This is a genomic window from Vibrio sp. AIC-3 (genome assembly GCF_013114515.1).
Taxonomy (GTDB): Bacteria; Pseudomonadota; Gammaproteobacteria; order Enterobacterales; family Vibrionaceae; genus Vibrio; species Vibrio crassostreae_C.
In genome coordinates this window covers 198,242-213,795 of sequence record NZ_VTXG01000005.1, presented here as the reverse complement: position 1 = coordinate 213,795, position 15,554 = coordinate 198,242, and the positions used below count along the sequence as shown (strand labels likewise).

At 44.4% G+C, this 15,554-nt stretch carries 14 protein-coding genes and 2 pseudogenes; 6 read left to right on the top strand and 10 right to left on the bottom strand.

The window, feature by feature from the left end:
- Together F0229_RS06165 and F0229_RS06160 are read left to right on the top strand one after the other, a co-directional pair.
- A partial coding sequence (locus F0229_RS06165; protein ID WP_216606081.1) for a hypothetical protein occupies positions 1 to 330 on the top strand: 330 nt, incomplete at its 5' end.
- Positions 331 to 425: 95 nt separating this feature from the next.
- A complete protein-coding gene (locus tag F0229_RS06160) occupies positions 426 to 1,139 on the top strand; it encodes a hypothetical protein (protein ID WP_017059246.1) in 714 nt (237 codons plus the stop codon).
- On the opposite strand, the gene F0229_RS22045 is transcribed toward F0229_RS06160, so the two are convergent.
- From F0229_RS22045 to F0229_RS06130, 6 genes are all read right to left on the bottom strand, one after another.
- Complete coding sequence (locus F0229_RS22045; protein WP_171732456.1) at positions 1,136 to 1,966, bottom strand: LysR family transcriptional regulator; 831 nt, start codon at positions 1,964 to 1,966, stop codon at positions 1,136 to 1,138. The two genes, F0229_RS06160 and F0229_RS22045, sit on opposite strands and share 4 nt — an antisense overlap.
- A 106-nt stretch (positions 1,967 to 2,072) precedes the next feature.
- Positions 2,073 to 3,653, bottom strand: coding sequence for a peptide chain release factor 3 (prfC, locus tag F0229_RS06150; RefSeq protein WP_017063282.1), 1,581 nt, complete (start codon positions 3,651 to 3,653; stop codon positions 2,073 to 2,075).
- 159 nt (positions 3,654 to 3,812) lie between these two features.
- A complete protein-coding gene (gene rimI, locus F0229_RS06145; RefSeq protein ID WP_171732455.1) occupies positions 3,813 to 4,268 on the bottom strand; it encodes a ribosomal protein S18-alanine N-acetyltransferase in 456 nt (151 codons plus the stop codon).
- A complete protein-coding gene (locus F0229_RS06140; RefSeq protein WP_171732454.1) occupies positions 4,261 to 4,659 on the bottom strand; it encodes a DNA polymerase III subunit psi in 399 nt (132 codons plus the stop codon). The genes rimI and F0229_RS06140 overlap by 8 nt, the downstream gene beginning before the upstream one ends.
- 159 nt (positions 4,660 to 4,818) lie before the next feature.
- Positions 4,819 to 5,322 carry a GNAT family N-acetyltransferase gene (locus F0229_RS06135; RefSeq protein ID WP_102433383.1) on the bottom strand — a complete coding sequence of 168 codons (504 nt, stop codon included), beginning with the start codon at positions 5,320 to 5,322 and terminating at the stop codon, positions 4,819 to 4,821.
- The gene (locus F0229_RS06130; RefSeq protein WP_029235120.1) at positions 5,306 to 5,833 is read right to left on the bottom strand and encodes an SCP2 domain-containing protein; all 528 of its coding nucleotides are present in this window, start codon (positions 5,831 to 5,833) and stop codon (positions 5,306 to 5,308) included. Before F0229_RS06130 ends, F0229_RS06135 begins: the two co-directional genes overlap by 17 nt.
- 258 nt (positions 5,834 to 6,091) lie before the next feature.
- On the opposite strand from F0229_RS06130, the gene F0229_RS06125 reads away from it, so the two are divergent.
- From F0229_RS06125 to F0229_RS06115, 4 genes and pseudogenes are all read left to right on the top strand, one after another.
- Complete coding sequence (locus F0229_RS06125) at positions 6,092 to 8,131, top strand: bifunctional diguanylate cyclase/phosphodiesterase (protein WP_132762165.1); 2,040 nt, start codon at positions 6,092 to 6,094, stop codon at positions 8,129 to 8,131.
- 359 nt (positions 8,132 to 8,490) lie between these two features.
- Positions 8,491 to 8,535 (top strand): annotated as a pseudogene (locus F0229_RS22040) (hypothetical protein); the annotation flags it as partial.
- Positions 8,534 to 9,313: pseudogene (locus F0229_RS06120) on the top strand (peptidase U32 family protein); the annotation flags it as partial. The pseudogenes F0229_RS22040 and F0229_RS06120, both read left to right, overlap by 2 nt.
- A gap of 18 nt (positions 9,314 to 9,331) precedes the next feature.
- Positions 9,332 to 10,210, top strand: a complete 879-nt coding sequence (locus F0229_RS06115) for a U32 family peptidase (protein ID WP_017059237.1) — start codon at positions 9,332 to 9,334, stop codon at positions 10,208 to 10,210.
- Between the two features lie 85 nt (positions 10,211 to 10,295).
- Here the strand turns inward: F0229_RS06115 and F0229_RS06110 are convergent, their stop codons facing one another.
- The 4 genes from F0229_RS06110 to pnp all read right to left on the bottom strand — a co-directional run bounded on the left by F0229_RS06110 (position 10,296) and on the right by pnp (position 15,452).
- Complete coding sequence (locus tag F0229_RS06110; protein WP_017065966.1) at positions 10,296 to 11,633, bottom strand: MATE family efflux transporter; 1,338 nt, start codon at positions 11,631 to 11,633, stop codon at positions 10,296 to 10,298.
- A gap of 89 nt (positions 11,634 to 11,722) precedes the next feature.
- Positions 11,723 to 12,130 carry a MarR family winged helix-turn-helix transcriptional regulator gene (locus F0229_RS06105; RefSeq protein ID WP_009847536.1) on the bottom strand — a complete coding sequence of 136 codons (408 nt, stop codon included), beginning with the start codon at positions 12,128 to 12,130 and terminating at the stop codon, positions 11,723 to 11,725.
- 153 nt (positions 12,131 to 12,283) lie between these two features.
- Complete coding sequence (nlpI, locus tag F0229_RS06100; protein ID WP_171732453.1) at positions 12,284 to 13,207, bottom strand: lipoprotein NlpI; 924 nt, start codon at positions 13,205 to 13,207, stop codon at positions 12,284 to 12,286.
- A 124-nt stretch (positions 13,208 to 13,331) separates the two neighbouring features.
- Positions 13,332 to 15,452 (bottom strand): polyribonucleotide nucleotidyltransferase, encoded by a 2,121-nt coding sequence (gene pnp / locus F0229_RS06095; protein WP_019819855.1) that lies wholly within the window; start codon positions 15,450 to 15,452, stop codon positions 13,332 to 13,334.
- Positions 15,453 to 15,554: the final 102 nt, after the last annotated feature.

Here is a 15,554-nt window from a genome sequence, read left to right as displayed (position 1 = left end):
ATTGTTGACAAAGGTAACGACATGCCACAGTTGGATGCACCAACCTTCGACTTACCTCAAATCGACACTCAGTACCAATTCCACAACGCTGATGGTGTGATTGTGATTACTCATTCTCACAACAGTGAGTTTGTTGCCAAGATCGAAGGTAATGGCGATGGCACAGCTACCATCACCAACGCCAAGGGGCAGACGATTGATTTCAGTAAATCTGACATCAACGATAAAATTGTTGATAAAGGAAACATCGACCGTAGCAAACTTAAATCTATCGACCCAACCAAGCTACAGAAAGCTAAATCAGCAATTCAACAGCGTTTGCGCGGTTAATCTAAAACCAAGTTAAATCCTCTCACCCGATAATAGTGAACGCTATTATCGGGTGTTTTTACTCACTAGCTAAGGAAAGCGATTCGGAATTGAATATGAAACGCCTTCTATTAATACTTGCTTCCACCTTCCCTTTTCATTCATCAGCAAATGACACTCTGGTTGAATCTATTGAGCGTTTTACGGATATTTTTTCCGTCAGCTTATCTCAAAACCCAGACAACGAAAAAACGGTTGCCACTCTTGATATCAACTATCAAATCAATGATAAATTGCGTGTTTTTGGAGAGGTTGATACTCAAGACTATTGGCAAGCAGGGTTGGGATATTCATTCTGGCAAGGGGACACGTACTACACTGAAAACACCGTAAAAGTCAGCGAACATGAGATCACAACAGGCATTTTTGTTGCTAAGTTGATTCATGAAAATTGGACACTGCTTGGCGATATCAACTACAACTATATGGACAGAGATTTCGATGCTTGTCTTCCAAACTTATGCATGGAATATAGAGCCTCTGACACATTCGATTATAGTGCAGGCGCTCTGTGGAGCCCGATTCAATATGCTGACTTTCTTTACAAATTCAACCAAGAAATCGGATTCAAAAAAGATACCCAAGACTTTTATATTAAAGATGATACTACTACGAGATCTAGACATATCAGAAATGAAACTAGGACCAACATTCATTATCACGAAGTAGCTGTATTCTTTAACTTGAAGTACGTAAAACCGTCCGTTACCTACACCATATACCCTGAAAACAAAAACTATGTGGAATTCGGTTTAGCCTTCGATTTCTAGCTATTTAATAACTGTTTAAGCTCATCTCGTAGCTCTTGGTGTTGCCCATTAGTTTGATACTTCTTGTGATAGAAAAACTCAAACTCCACAGGACGCATTGAAAATGGAGGCTCATGAATCCGTAAGCCAATGGTTTTTGCTAATTGGATCATGCTAACCGGAACCGCAGCAATGTAGTCAGTCCCTTTTACCGCTAAAATCAAGTTCGTCAGGTTGCGAACTTCAATTGCCACATCACGTGTGAAGCTCTTTTCGGAAAGAAAGTCGACTATTTGAGTATCTTGGCGAAGTAACTTCAAAGTTACATGACGAGCTGCAAGAAATTCATCCATTGAAATCTGCTCACTAAATTTACTGACCTCGGGATCGCTCATCAATAACAGTCTATCGGTTGTCGCAAATTCAGAAGCTAAGCTCGTTTGTTTTGGTAAACCAGTATCGACTACTAAATCTACTCGGTTGAGTCGGATATCCTCGACAACGTTATCAACAGAGATTGGTGATTCAACCAGCTGAACACCATTGAGCATGGGCATTTTGTGGAGCAGATTCGCAGGCATATAAACAATAAAATCACGCTTTCTTGATACTGCACCTTCCATCAGCTCTAAAGCATCAGATAATTGACCTGCCAATTTGTGAGCCATTGACGTTGGTTCTATTGAACGCCCTACTCTTACGAACAACGCATAGCCTACCACCGCTTCAAACCTCTTGATTGCAGCACTGACCGCAGGTTGAGTTAGCTCTAACGATTCAGCCGCTTTGGTTATCGATCTTTGTTGATATACAGAGAGGAATGGCTTTACTAAATTGAGATCAAACACGCTTTACTCCATCAAAACGGTGTACTCTTAGTGTAACAAAAAAACCGAATGCTAGAAGCAATTCGGCTTTAATATTATCCAACAGTGTTATGTAGAACTGTCGCTATTAGTGCTCGCGCGTCGCTCGGAATTGAACTTCAGGGAAACGTTCAGAAGCTAGGTTCAAGTTCACCATAGTTGGTGCGATGTAAGACAGGTTATCACCGCCATCTAGCGCTAGGTTAGATTGGTTCTTACGTTTGAATTCTTCTAGTTTCTTAGCGTCATCACATTCAACCCAACGAGCTGTTGCAACGTTAACACCTTCGTAGATAGCTTCTACGTTGTATTCCGCTTTCAAGCGCGCTACAACCACGTCGAACTGAAGTACACCAACCGCACCAACGATCAGATCGTTGTTCTGCATAGGACGGAATACTTGTACTGCGCCCTCTTCTGAAAGCTGAACTAAGCCTTTTAGAAGTTGCTTCTGCTTAAGTGGATCGCGTAGGCGAATACGACGGAATAGCTCAGGTGCGAAGTTAGGAATACCAGCGAACTTAAGGCTCTCACCTTGAGTAAAGGTATCGCCAATCTGGATTGTGCCATGGTTATGCAGACCAATAATGTCACCAGCGTATGCTTTTTCAGCACGCGCACGGTCGCCCGCCATGAAGGTTACCGCATCCGAAATACTTACGTTCTTACCAGTACGAACATGGTTCATCTTCATGCCTTGGTCGTAAGTACCTGATACGATACGCATGAATGCGATACGGTCACGGTGTTTTGGATCCATGTTTGCTTGGATCTTAAACACGAAACCAGAGAATTTCTCTTCTGTCGCTTCTACATCACGCTCATTCGCTTGGCGCGTTTGAGGTGCAGGAGCCCACTTCGTTAGACCATCAAGCATGTGGTCCACACCAAAGTTACCCAATGCAGTACCGAAGTAAACCGGCGTTAGCTCACCAGCAAGGAACAGTTCGTGATCAAACTCCGGACAAGCACCAATAACAAGCTCTAGTTCTTCACGTACGCTTTCCGCAAGATCAGCACCTACCGCTTCATCTAGCTCAGGGTTGTCCAAACCTTTAATGATGCGAACTTCTTGAATCTCATGACCGTGGCCAGATTCGTACAAGATCGTTTCGTCACGGTGAATATGGTAAACACCTTTAAACTCTTTACCACAACCGATTGGCCATGAGATTGGAGCACAGGCCATACCTAGCTCGCTTTCCACTTCATCAAGCACTTCCATCGGGTCACGAACATCACGGTCAAGTTTGTTCATAAACGTTACGATTGGAGTATCACGAAGACGTGTTACTTCCATCAGCTTACGAGTACGGTCTTCGACACCTTTAGCAGCATCGATAACCATCAAACAAGAATCAACCGCTGTTAGCGTACGGTACGTATCTTCCGAGAAATCTTCGTGTCCTGGAGTATCGAGTAGGTTTACTAGGCAATCATTGTATGGGAATTGCATTACCGACGTAGTTACCGAGATACCACGTTCTTTTTCCATCTCCATCCAGTCAGATTTAGCGTGCTGGTTAGAGCCACGGCCTTTTACGGTACCCGCTTTTTGAATCGCGTTTCCGAATAAAAGAACTTTTTCAGTAATCGTGGTTTTACCCGCATCCGGGTGAGAGATAATCGCAAACGTTCTACGTTTGCTCACTTCTTGTTGGAAAGACATAGTCGCCCTTTGCTGATCTAAAGCGTAAAAAGGGCAAGTAGATAATACTTGCCCTTGAATTCTGTGTGCGGATTATACAGAAAGCGTATCACTTTCTAAAGGGTCAGTTTACACCCTATTTTTCGCGTACCCTCTGCTTAGCTAAAAGCTACAGTATGACTAGCTAAAAGACATAAAAAGATAGCTCATAATGATGGCGTCTTCGTTGCCTTGCTTAGTTGGATAATAGTTACGACGGCGATCAACTTCATTGAAGCCGGCCTTTTCATAAAGATTAAACGCATTCACATTACTTTCGCGAACTTCTAGCCAAGCGCTTTCCGCACCAGCTTGTTCGCACATATCAAGGAAATGTTCCGTTAACGCTTTTCCATACCCTTTACCCTGCAGGCTTGGGTCTACCGCGATATTAAGCAATGTGACTTCGCCAACGATGTTTTGCGCGAAGAAGTACCCAACCACTTGCCCATCGACTTCAAGCACATGATGACAAGCGCCTCGGCTATCAAGATCTCGGATCATATTTTCAGACCAAGGGTGAGAATGCGCGGCCTGCTCTATCTTCCAAATGGCGTCTAGGTGTTGTTGTGAAGTCGGTAAAAATTGATTAGTCATAAGCACAAATTTGTTGCCATAAGTCGCGGCGGTGTTGGTTGTTACCGTTAATGTCAGACAGTAATGGCGATTGAAGTGTTTTAGCCTTCAGCTCTTGAGCCGACTCACAACCAGCAAACCATATCCACTCAACCGAACCTAAATCCACAGAAGATAGGTACTGAGGCTGAATGTGTAATGCCTGAAATAAGTCGAGCTTGATACTTTTGAGTACTCGTTCAAACATCACGGCGAGATCTTCCTGAGGCTTTTCAGGCGAAACCAACAGTAGCTTGCAGTCATTTGAGAGTGGCATCAATTCAGATTCATAACCCGCTAAACGCTCTGGGTGGCTAAGCTCCCATTGGCTAATGCCCATCTCTTGCAGGTATTGTGCGTGTGTTTGTGACATATCTAGCGGTGTAACCTTAGGTTTATAGTGGGCGATTTATTAGAGCGAAGTTAAAAACGAGCTCATCAGAGTTGGGCTGATACTAACAAAAAATAAAGGAGCATCAAGCTCCTTTATTTAGACTAAATCAGTTTGCATCATATTGCGTGGGAAATGTGCTTATAAGTCATTGAACTCAGGACTGTAAGCAATCTCACCAGAATGCCCTGCAAGCGCACCTTCAACTAACTCGATAGCTTGAAAGGCTCCCTCTGGCACATTCCAAGTGCAGCTCAAACCAAACTCACTCGCAGCCTTGAAACCAAAGCGGCCGTAATAGGCAGGATCACCAAGCACAACACAGGCTGGGTAACCAAAATCAACCAAAGTAGAGAAAGCATCTTCAACCAGTGATTTAGCAATGCCTTGGTTGCGAAACTCTTCTTTCACAGCAAGCGGTGCAAGCCCCTGCCAATTGTGATCGTCACCTTTAAGCGTGATAGGGCTAAACATCAGGTGACCAACCACCTCGCCTTCGTCAGAACAAGCCACCAGCGATAGCGTTAAATGACTATTCTCACGCAGGCTCATAACCAAATTAGCTTCTGCATCTGTTTCAAAAACAGATTTCAATAAACGATCAATGACAAGTATATCTGCCGGTGCTTCAGTTCGAATAAGCATTCATTACCTCACTTTGTGTATCTGGGGATTGTACTCCCTTCTGCACAAAATCAGCTAATTGATTTAACAAAGTTTTCATAGGAGTCGGCAATAAGTCCAAATCTACGCTATCCATCAAGTTTTTGACTTCTAAACCAAGCTCGGTATCGCCTTCAATAGACAGTCTACGTTGGAAGAAAAGCGTATCTGGATCTTCTTTACGCCCCGCAATCAACACAAGGTCATTAAGATTCCCGCTAAAGCTTACATCTTCAACCACCTCTTTATCAGCTACAACTAGTTGCTCATTTTTGTAACTAATACACCAACTTAACCCCATATCTTTTATTGAGACTTTAAGCCACTTATCTTCTAAGAACTCAAAGTCACCGTCCTCTAAAGCTTCCTTAAAGACATTCTTAAGCGCCTCCAACAAGGCTCTTTTTTGTACTGTTTTAGGCAATAACTGGACTGGAGATCGCAAAATTGATGCGGCATTTTGAACTAGTTGAGTGCGAATCTTGTTTATCACGTGACTTATCCGTAACTTTGTCAATAATATGGAATGCATCATAGATGATGTTAAGATCTCAGTTACTGTTATGTATCAAATTAACTTCTGTTTGATGCTCGACCTTTAATATCCTGAAAATCACAGTTATAGTAACTCAGGTAATGAGAATTACAGCGGATCGCTGCACTCACAGGTAAATATCGATAGCCACACAAAAAGTAATAAATATTTATCGATAGTGAATATTCAAGCTCTTGGAGAATTGGTAGTACTTTGATGCCTCCCCAGCAACTACAACATTGGTTTACCCAGCTAACTGCAAATAGTCCGTTCTTTTTTGCAGTACTTGATGCTCAACATAACTATTTTATGGTGAATGAGCGTTACTGCGATATTGCTGGTTTGAGTCAAACAGAGCTTGCAGGCATGAATGACCGCCAAACATTGGGCGAACAATTTTACCAACATCTTAAGCCTTACTATGAGCGTGCATTCAGTGGCGAAACGATTGAGGCCGAAGTCACCCTTAACGAAACTGACCTCGATACCAGCCTTCATTTCAGCCTATCTCCGCTTACCAATGGCAACAAAACCGACTACATCGTCTTTCACGCCTTCGACACATCAGAAAACCAAGTACTTGTCCGTTCTTTAGAAGAATCCGAAGCTAAATTCCACAAGCTATCTCAACTACTCCCAGACGGATTACTGCTCGTTGAAAGTGACTACATCTTGTCATCCAACCCAGCAGCAGCTCGCTTGCTTGGCTTTAACTCAACCACAGAGTTAATTGGCGAAGAATTGGGACGCCTATTTATCGATGAACAAACCAAAACAGTTTTCAATAATAACCTCACTTCTATTATTTCTGAGTCTGGTTTGGTTTGCTTAACGGGTGCCCGATGCGGCTTTGAACGTAAGGTTCAGCTCAACATCGACTCCACCACTGTTCTTGGAAGTAATACTCAGTTGGTGCTTATCCAAGACGCACAAGAAACCGCAAAACAATATACACAGGCAAACAGTGAAGATGCCTACATCGACGCACTGACTAAGCTCTATAACCGAGTTGGGTTTACAAAGCGTCTTGAGCAGTTCATTCACAACGATACGCCAGTGGTGATGCTCTACTTAGACATTGATAACTTTAAGAATATCAATGATTCACTTGGTCATCACATCGGTGACAAGGTGATTAAAGAGGTCGCTTCACGCCTTAAACGCTTACTGCCCCGTAAGGCTGTGATTGGGCATTTAGGCGGGGATGAGTTTGGTATTATCCTGCCAGAACCTGAACATCAGCGAACACCTGAAATGCTCGCTGAAAAGATCATCTCCCTGATCAATCAACCCTTCGATCTTCACCACTTCAGTAAACGCTTGGCCTGCTCGATTGGTAGCGTGAACTTCCCTCAAGATGGTACTGATGCTCGTATCTTGTTGCAAAATGCAGACACAGCAATGTATGAAGCGAAAGATCGTGGTCGCAACCGCTTGATCAAGTTCAACGAACAGATGAACAAAGAAGCGCGTATGCGACTGTGGCTGGAGATTGAGCTTCAGAAAGCGCTGCAACAAAATGGACTCGAGGTTTGGTACCAACCAAAAGTAAATGCCCGTGATTTCACCATCAACGGAGCAGAAGCTCTAGTTCGTTGGAAACACCCTGTCGAAGGCTACATCAGCCCTGCTGCTTTCATCCCAGTTGCAGAACGTGCAGGTCTTATCGAGCAGCTTGGTCGTGTGGTGATGCGTGAAGTATTCGCAACAGTTAAACGCTGGAAGATGCAGGGGATCCTACCTGGCCGTGTGGCAATCAACCTTTCTCCTGAACAGTTTGGGAACCCGAAACTGATTGATTACATGGAAAAGCTACTGCGTTCGACCGAGCTTGATCCAAGTGCGATTACGTTCGAGCTAACGGAAAGTGCGGTGATGAGTGATAGTGAACACACACTCCAAATGCTTAACGCCATCAAGAAACTTGGCTTTGCTCTCTCCATTGATGATTTTGGTACAGGTTACTCTTCACTGTCTTACCTTGCTCGCTTCCCAATTGATGAGCTTAAGATAGACCGTGCTTTCATCTCTGATATCGATACCCTACCAAAGCAAATCACCGTAATTGAAAACATCATCAACCTAGGTAAATCTCTCGATTTGACCGTGGTTGCTGAAGGTGTCGAAACCAGTGAGCAAGCAACTCTGCTATCGAACCTCAACTGTAGTTCGATTCAAGGCTTCCACTTCTACCGTCCGCAACCAAAACAAGATGTCGAAGAGTTGTTTGCCCAAAACCGCCGTCATAAGAACTAATCAAGTACCTCATATTTAAACCAAGCCAACATGTAAAACGGTCACTCGTCAGTACCTCAAACGGAGTAAAAGCAGATTTATCCATCTAAACCTGCCTTACATCAATTCCGTCATTCACAATTCTTCATAAAATGCTCGCTTCAACTTAATTCTACTGGTAGTGAGCAAATGGAACTCTTATGCCCAGCGGGTAACTTACCTGCTTTGAAAACCGCTATTGATTGTGGTGCGGATGCTGTCTATATCGGATTCAAAGACGATACCAATGCCCGACACTTTGCAGGCCTAAACTTTGCGGGTAAAAAGCTCGATCGTGCTGTGCAGTATGTGCATGACCACAACAAGAAAATTCATGTTGCCCTAAATACGTTTGCTCACCCAAATGGCTTCGACCGTTGGACTAATGCCGTAGACAACGCCGCTGCTCTGGGTGTTGATGCGCTGATCATCGCAGACATCGCGGTGCTTGAGTACGCAGCAAATAAGTATCCAGATCTCGAACTGCACCTATCAGTGCAAGCATCTGCGACCAATGCGGCGGCTATCGACTTCTACCATAAAAACTTCAACGTTAAGCGTGTCGTACTACCGCGTGTGTTGTCGATTCATCAGGTCAAACAGCTTTCTCGTAACATCACTTCTGACGTTGACCTTGAAGTATTCGCTTTTGGTAGCTTGTGCATCATGGCAGAAGGCCGTTGCTACCTCTCTTCATACATGACAGGCGAATCACCAAATACTGTTGGTGCTTGTTCTCCGGCGAAATACGTTCGCTGGCAAGAAACAGAAACTGGCCTCGAATCTCGCTTGAACGAAATCCTTATCGATAAATATGAAGCAGGTGAAAACGCAGGTTACCCAACGCTGTGTAAAGGCCGCTTTGAAGCAGATATCGATGGTGAACGTAAGCGCTATCACGCACTTGAAGAGCCCACCAGCCTCAACACGCTATCCATGTTGCCTGAGCTTTTCGCGGCAAACGTTGCCTCAGTGAAGATTGAAGGTCGCCAACGCAGCCCGGCTTATGTTGAACAAGTCACTCGCACTTGGCGCGCAGCTATCGATCGCTACTTAGCGAACCCAGAACAATACCAAGTGGAACAAGCTTGGAATGCGACACTGGCGAATGTATCTGAAGGTACACAAACCACGCTTGGCGCTTATCACCGTAAATGGCAATAGAGCCAAATGGAGAACTCAATGAAATACGCATTAGGCCCTCTACTTTATTTTTGGCCAAAACAAGACGTTGAAAGCTTCTATGAGCAAGCGAAATCAAGCTCAGCCGATATCATCTACCTAGGTGAAGCGGTGTGTTCAAAGCGTCGTGAGATGAAAGCGAAACACTGGATGGACATTGCTAAAGAGCTGTCGGCTTCAGGTAAGCAAGTCGTACTTTCCACCATGGCATTGCTAGAAGCACCAAGCGAAGTCAACATCATGAAGAAGTACATCGATAACGGTGACTTTGCGATCGAAGCCAATGATGTGTCTGCTATTCAACTGGCCAGCGAAAGCAAAGTACCTTTCGTGGTTGGCCCGGCAGTAAACACCTACAACGCACGCACCCTGAACCTGTTCTTGAAACAAGGTATGACGCGTTGGTGTATGCCGGTTGAGCTTTCTCGCGAATGGCTAAGCAACGTAATGACCCAGTGCGAAGAGCTAAATATTCGTAACAAGTTCGAAGTTGAAGTGTTTAGCCACGGCTACCTACCGCTTGCTTACTCAGCACGCTGCTTTACCGCTCGCGCTGAAAACAAAGCTAAAGACGATTGCGAAACCTGCTGTATCAAGTACCCAACAGGGCTACAAGTAGAAAGCCAAGAAGGCCAATCAGTCTTCAACCTTAACGGTATTCAGACGCAATCAGGCTACTGCTACAACCTAGTCAACGATTTGCCAAATATGCACGACTTGGTTGATGTGGTTCGTTTAAGCCCACTCGGCATCGATACCTTCTCTGAAATCAATAACTTCAGAGCGAACGAGCAAGGTCAAAAACCGATGAAGATTGAAAGCCGCCAATGTAATGGTTACTGGCATCAGCTTGCAGGTTTAGACGTTAAGAACATCTAGTTCCTCGCATTGGACTAACCAGCAACAGATACAAAAAAGGTCTAGCGTTCGCTAGACCTTTTTAATGCGACTTAAGAAACACGGCCTATGCCGTCGCTGTTTCCATCGGTGAGGCATCGAGCTTCTTTAAGTCTTTGTAGAGCATTACCATCACCACCACACTTAGTGCGATGTTAGACAGTGGGTACGCAATCCAGATCCCCGGCACACCATACAACTTAGGCATAATGTACAAGAACGGTAGTTGGATAAGCATATTACCTATGGTCACAAACATCGCCTTGCTGCCCTTGTTCACCGCTTGATAGTAAGCAGCTGCGACTACCAAGAAGCCATCCAGCGCCAGTGCAAACATGTGAAGGCGAATACCCAACACGGTGTACTCAACCAACTGAGGTTCGTCTGAGTTAAATACTGATACAAACTCACGTGGGAACGCGTTCAGAAGCAGCACGAACGCCACACCAATCAATACCGAACTCATCATCGCAATCTTAAGTAGCTTGCGGATGTTTGCTTGGTTACGCGCACCATGGTTGTAGCTCACCAATGGTTGCATGCCGTTGGCGATACCTTCAGCCGTGAGATAATAAACCGTCACGATGTAGCCCAAAATCGCGTAAGCACCGATCATCAACTGGTCGCCATATTGAGAGAACAACGCATTGTGCAACGCCACCATCATCGAACCATAAGCGTACATAAAGAAGCTTGATGTACCAATGGCGAAGATTTGTGGAATCACATCCAGCTTCAATCTCAACTCATTCCAACGTAAACGTAGGTTTGCTCGACGCGAGAAGAAGTAAGCCAAGCCGAGAGCCGTTACTACAAACTGGGCAATCGCTGTTGCTAATGCTGCACCCATCAACTCCCAGCCATAGAGAGCGATAAACAGGTAATCGAGCACGATATTAATCACCGCACCAACGATCATCAGTATCGTCGCTAAGTTCGGACTGTCATCGTTACGCAGTAGAAACGGCATCGCGATCGAACCTAGCGTGAAGACACTAGCACCAATCAGAATATGTAAGTACTGCAGACCAAGTTCATACACTCGCCCTTCAGCGCCCTGCCAAAGCAAGAAGTTATCAGCAAACAAGAACAGCAATGCAGAGACAATAGGCGTTATCGCTAACAACAAGGTTAAGCCCGTTGCTAAGATCTGCTTAGCGCCTTGAGTATCTTTTTCACCTTGGCGAATCGAGACAAGCGCACCTGTGCCCACACCCACCAACATACCAATACCAAGAATCGAACCAATCACAGGCCACGCAACATTGATACCTGCAAGTCCATCAGCCCCCACATAGCGGCCAATGAAGATGCCATCCACCACTTGGTACAGGCCATTAACCAACATGGCCGCAACGGTAGGGATTGTGTATCGCCAAAATTGACGACTAATTGAGTTACTCATTTCTTACTCTACTTTCATTTGTGAGTCGCATATCAACAAGATATGACTCGAAAAATTAGTTAACAAGGCTAACTAAATATCTAAATTATTTACTTCAAAGCTTTATTTAATAATAGGTTTAGCTGCTGAGATTCTTGCTCAGACAAACGACTTTCCAGTATTTGTGCCATGACCTGATAGATCTTACTTTCTTCTTCTAAGCCGACTTCAGCTTTGCTGGTCAGTACAACCAACTTAGACCTCGCATCTTCGAGCGAAGCTTTACGCTCAACAAGCCCCTTTCTCTCTAGTCTCTGAACCATAGTGGTTGCTGAAGGCTTGGTCACCTGCATCTCAATCGCAAGATCAGTCAATCGTATCGGTTCAGGAGAGGATTGAATGACCTTCAAATAGTCATACTCGTTAAAGCTCAATTGGCAAATAGGATCTTCATTTACCTGAGTTCGCCATATCTTTGAAGCAAAACGCTCAATCTTTTCTAAATTCTGGTTTAGCATACTCACCCAATCAAAGAATAGCATTTAGTTAGCAAGACTAACTATTTTAGTGTTGTTTAAATAAAAAGCAATCAAAACGAGATGAAGATCATAAAAAAGGAGCATAAAAAAACCGCTGACAGGCAGCGGCTTCTCGGAGTCAAAATGTATTGCTTACTTAGCGCTGGCTTCTTCTTCAGCCTCAGCTAACTTAACTTGTGCTAAGTGCTCGGCTTTAAGCGTGGTGAAGATACGGCTTAGCTCTAAGAAAGAGTAGCGGTGCTCTACATATTCATACACGTTGAAAGAGACTGACAACTTGTACAAAGAGATCGCATTCGCGTAGTCACCATTCATATGGTAACGCTTAGCAAGGTAGAAGTACGTCTCTGTTAGACGCTGCGCTAGTAACGTGTTGTCACGAGTACCGGTTAAGATCGCCTTAAAAGCCTGCTCTTCAGTAATGTCATCAAGCATAATCGCGACTAATACCCAGCCCCACTGCTCATCGCGACTCTCGTAACGTTTTTGTAAATCAAGCTTAGCTTGCTCTGGCGTTAGCTCATGCTGAATAATATACAACCAAAGAGCGCGAAACGGATCGCTAGGATCATCGGCGTAGTGCTTCATCATCTCTTCATTGGCTAAGTCGTAACGTTCGCCATAATAAAGCGCGATAGAACGGTTTCTTTCTGCGTAAGAGTTTGCAGGATCAAGCTCTAACGTAGAATCAAAAGATTCATAAGCCGCATCAAACTCCCCTACCTGCGTAAAGTAAACACCCAAAAGATTGAAGATATCAGGTTGAGCTGGGTTCAATGAAAGAGATTGGTTGAAGTCGAGACGCGCGAGATCACGCAGGCCAACACTGTCGTAGTAGTTACCACGTTCAAACAGCATCTTAGCTCGAACTTCATCGTTCAAATCTGGGCGCTGTAATAACTGACTAAGACGTGCAATTTGAACTTCTTGCTGAACGCTTGGTTGCAGTGGCACAGCCATCGGTGGATAAACCCAACTTGAGGTGTTATCTGATGTTGTCGCACAACCTGTTAGTACAAGCAGTAAACACATACTCGCGGTTTGAAACCATTTCACAAATAATTACTCCTGTTATGACCGCAATAAAAAAGGGGAGCGATATGCTCCCCTTTATAACATGCTTTGTTGACGATAGGTTAGAAATCACTAAAAAGCGATATCACCATCGACACACTGAGAATTACTCAGCAGCAGGTGCTTCGCCTTCAGCTGGCGTTTCAACTGCTTCTTTCATGCTTAGACGTACACGGCCTTGACGATCAATTTCAAGAACCTTAACAGGAACTTCTTGACCTTCAGTTAGGTAGTCAGACACTTTCTCAACGCGCTTGTCAGCGATTTGAGAGATGTGTACTAGACCATCTTTACCTGGAAGGATAGTAACGAATGCACCGAAGTCAGCTAGACGAGCAACTTTACCTTGGTAAATGCGGCCAACTTCAACTTCAGCTGTGATCTCTTCGATACGACGGATAGCTTCTTTAGCAGCTGCGCCTTCAGTAGCAGCAATCTTGATTGTGCCATCGTCTTCGATTTCGATTGTAGTACCAGTTTCTTCACAAAGAGCACGGATAACTGCGCCGCCTTTACCGATAACATCTTTGATCTTATCAGAGCTGATTTTCATTGTGTGGATACGTGGAGCGAATTCAGAGATATCTTCACGAGCACCAGAGATAGCTTCATCCATTACAGAAAGGATGTGCTTACGTGCACCTTGCGCTTGGTTAAGTGCAATTTGCATGATCTCTTTAGTGATACCTTCGATCTTGATGTCCATTTGAAGTGCAGTGATACCAGCGTTAGTACCTGCTACTTTAAAGTCCATGTCACCTAGGTGATCTTCGTCGCCAAGGATGTCAGAAAGAACAACGAAATCGTCGCCTTCTTTAACAAGACCCATTGCGATACCCGCAACAGAAGCTTTGATTGGAACACCAGCATCCATAAGAGCTAGAGATGTACCACATACAGAAGCCATTGAAGAAGAACCGTTAGATTCTGTGATTTCCGATACAACACGAACTGTGTATGGGAATTCTTCAACAGAAGGCATTACTGCTTGGATACCACGTTTAGCAAGCTTACCGTGACCAATTTCACGACGCTTAGGAGAACCAACGAAACCAGTTTCACCTACACAGTATGGAGGGAAGTTGTAGTGTAGAAGGAAGTTGTCTTTCTTCTCACCCATCAGGCTGTCGATGATTTGAGCATCACGTTGTGTGCCAAGCGTTGCAGTAACAAGTGCTTGAGTTTCACCACGAGTGAATAGAGAAGAACCGTGTGTACGTGGAAGAACACCAGTACGTACGTCTAGCGCACGAACCATGTCTTTTTCACGGCCATCGATACGTGGGTTACCAGCGATGATGCGGCTACGTACTACGTTTTTCTCTAGAGAACCAAGCATGCCGCGGATTTCGCGCTCATCTAGGTTTTCGTCTTGTGCAATTAGAGCTTCAACAACGTCGTTCTTGATTGCGCCAACTTGCTCGTAACGAGCCATTTTCTCAGTGATCTGGTACGCGTCAGATAGACGAGTTTCAGCAAGTTCAGCAACTTGAGCTTTAAGCTCAGTGTTAACTGCTGGTGCTTCCCAGTTCCAAGATGGAGTTGCAACTTCAGCAGCAAACTCGTTGATTGCTTTGATTACAACTTGTTGTTGGTCGTGACCGTAAACAACAGCTGAAAGCATTTCTTCTTCAGATAGGTTATCTGCTTCAGATTCAACCATAAGTACTGCGCCTTCTGTACCAGACACTACTAGGTCTAGTTTAGAGTTTTCAAGCTCAGTATTTGATGGGTTAAGAACAAGTTCGCCGTCGATGTGACCAACACGTGCAGCACCGATAGGACCATTGAATGGAGCACCAGAGATAGCAAGCGCAGCAGATGTTGCGATCATAGTGATCATGTCTGGGTTTACGTCAGGGTTGATAGAAACAACCGTAGCGATAACTTGAACTTCGTTTTTAAACGCACTTGGGAAAAGTGGACGAATTGGACGGTCAATCAGACGAGCTGTTAGTGTTTCGCCTTCAGATGGACGACCTTCACGCTTGAAGAAACCACCAGGGATTTTACCCGCAGCGTATGTACGCTCTTGGTAGTTTACTGTTAGTGGGAAGAAGTCTTGACCTGCAACTGCTTCCTTCTTAGCAACAACAGAAACGAATACTGATGTATCGTCCATAGTCGCCATTACAGCAGCAGTAGCTTGACGTGCAATTACGCCCGTTTCTAGAGTAACGGTGTGGTTACCGTACTGGAACGATTTTACAACTGGTTTTTCAAACATTGTATATCCTTAGCTCTAAAGTCAGACTTTAGATTAAGTGAATAATGACTCAAGACATTACCAATCGCGACTAGTGAAAAGGGACTTAGGATGGTGACTCTT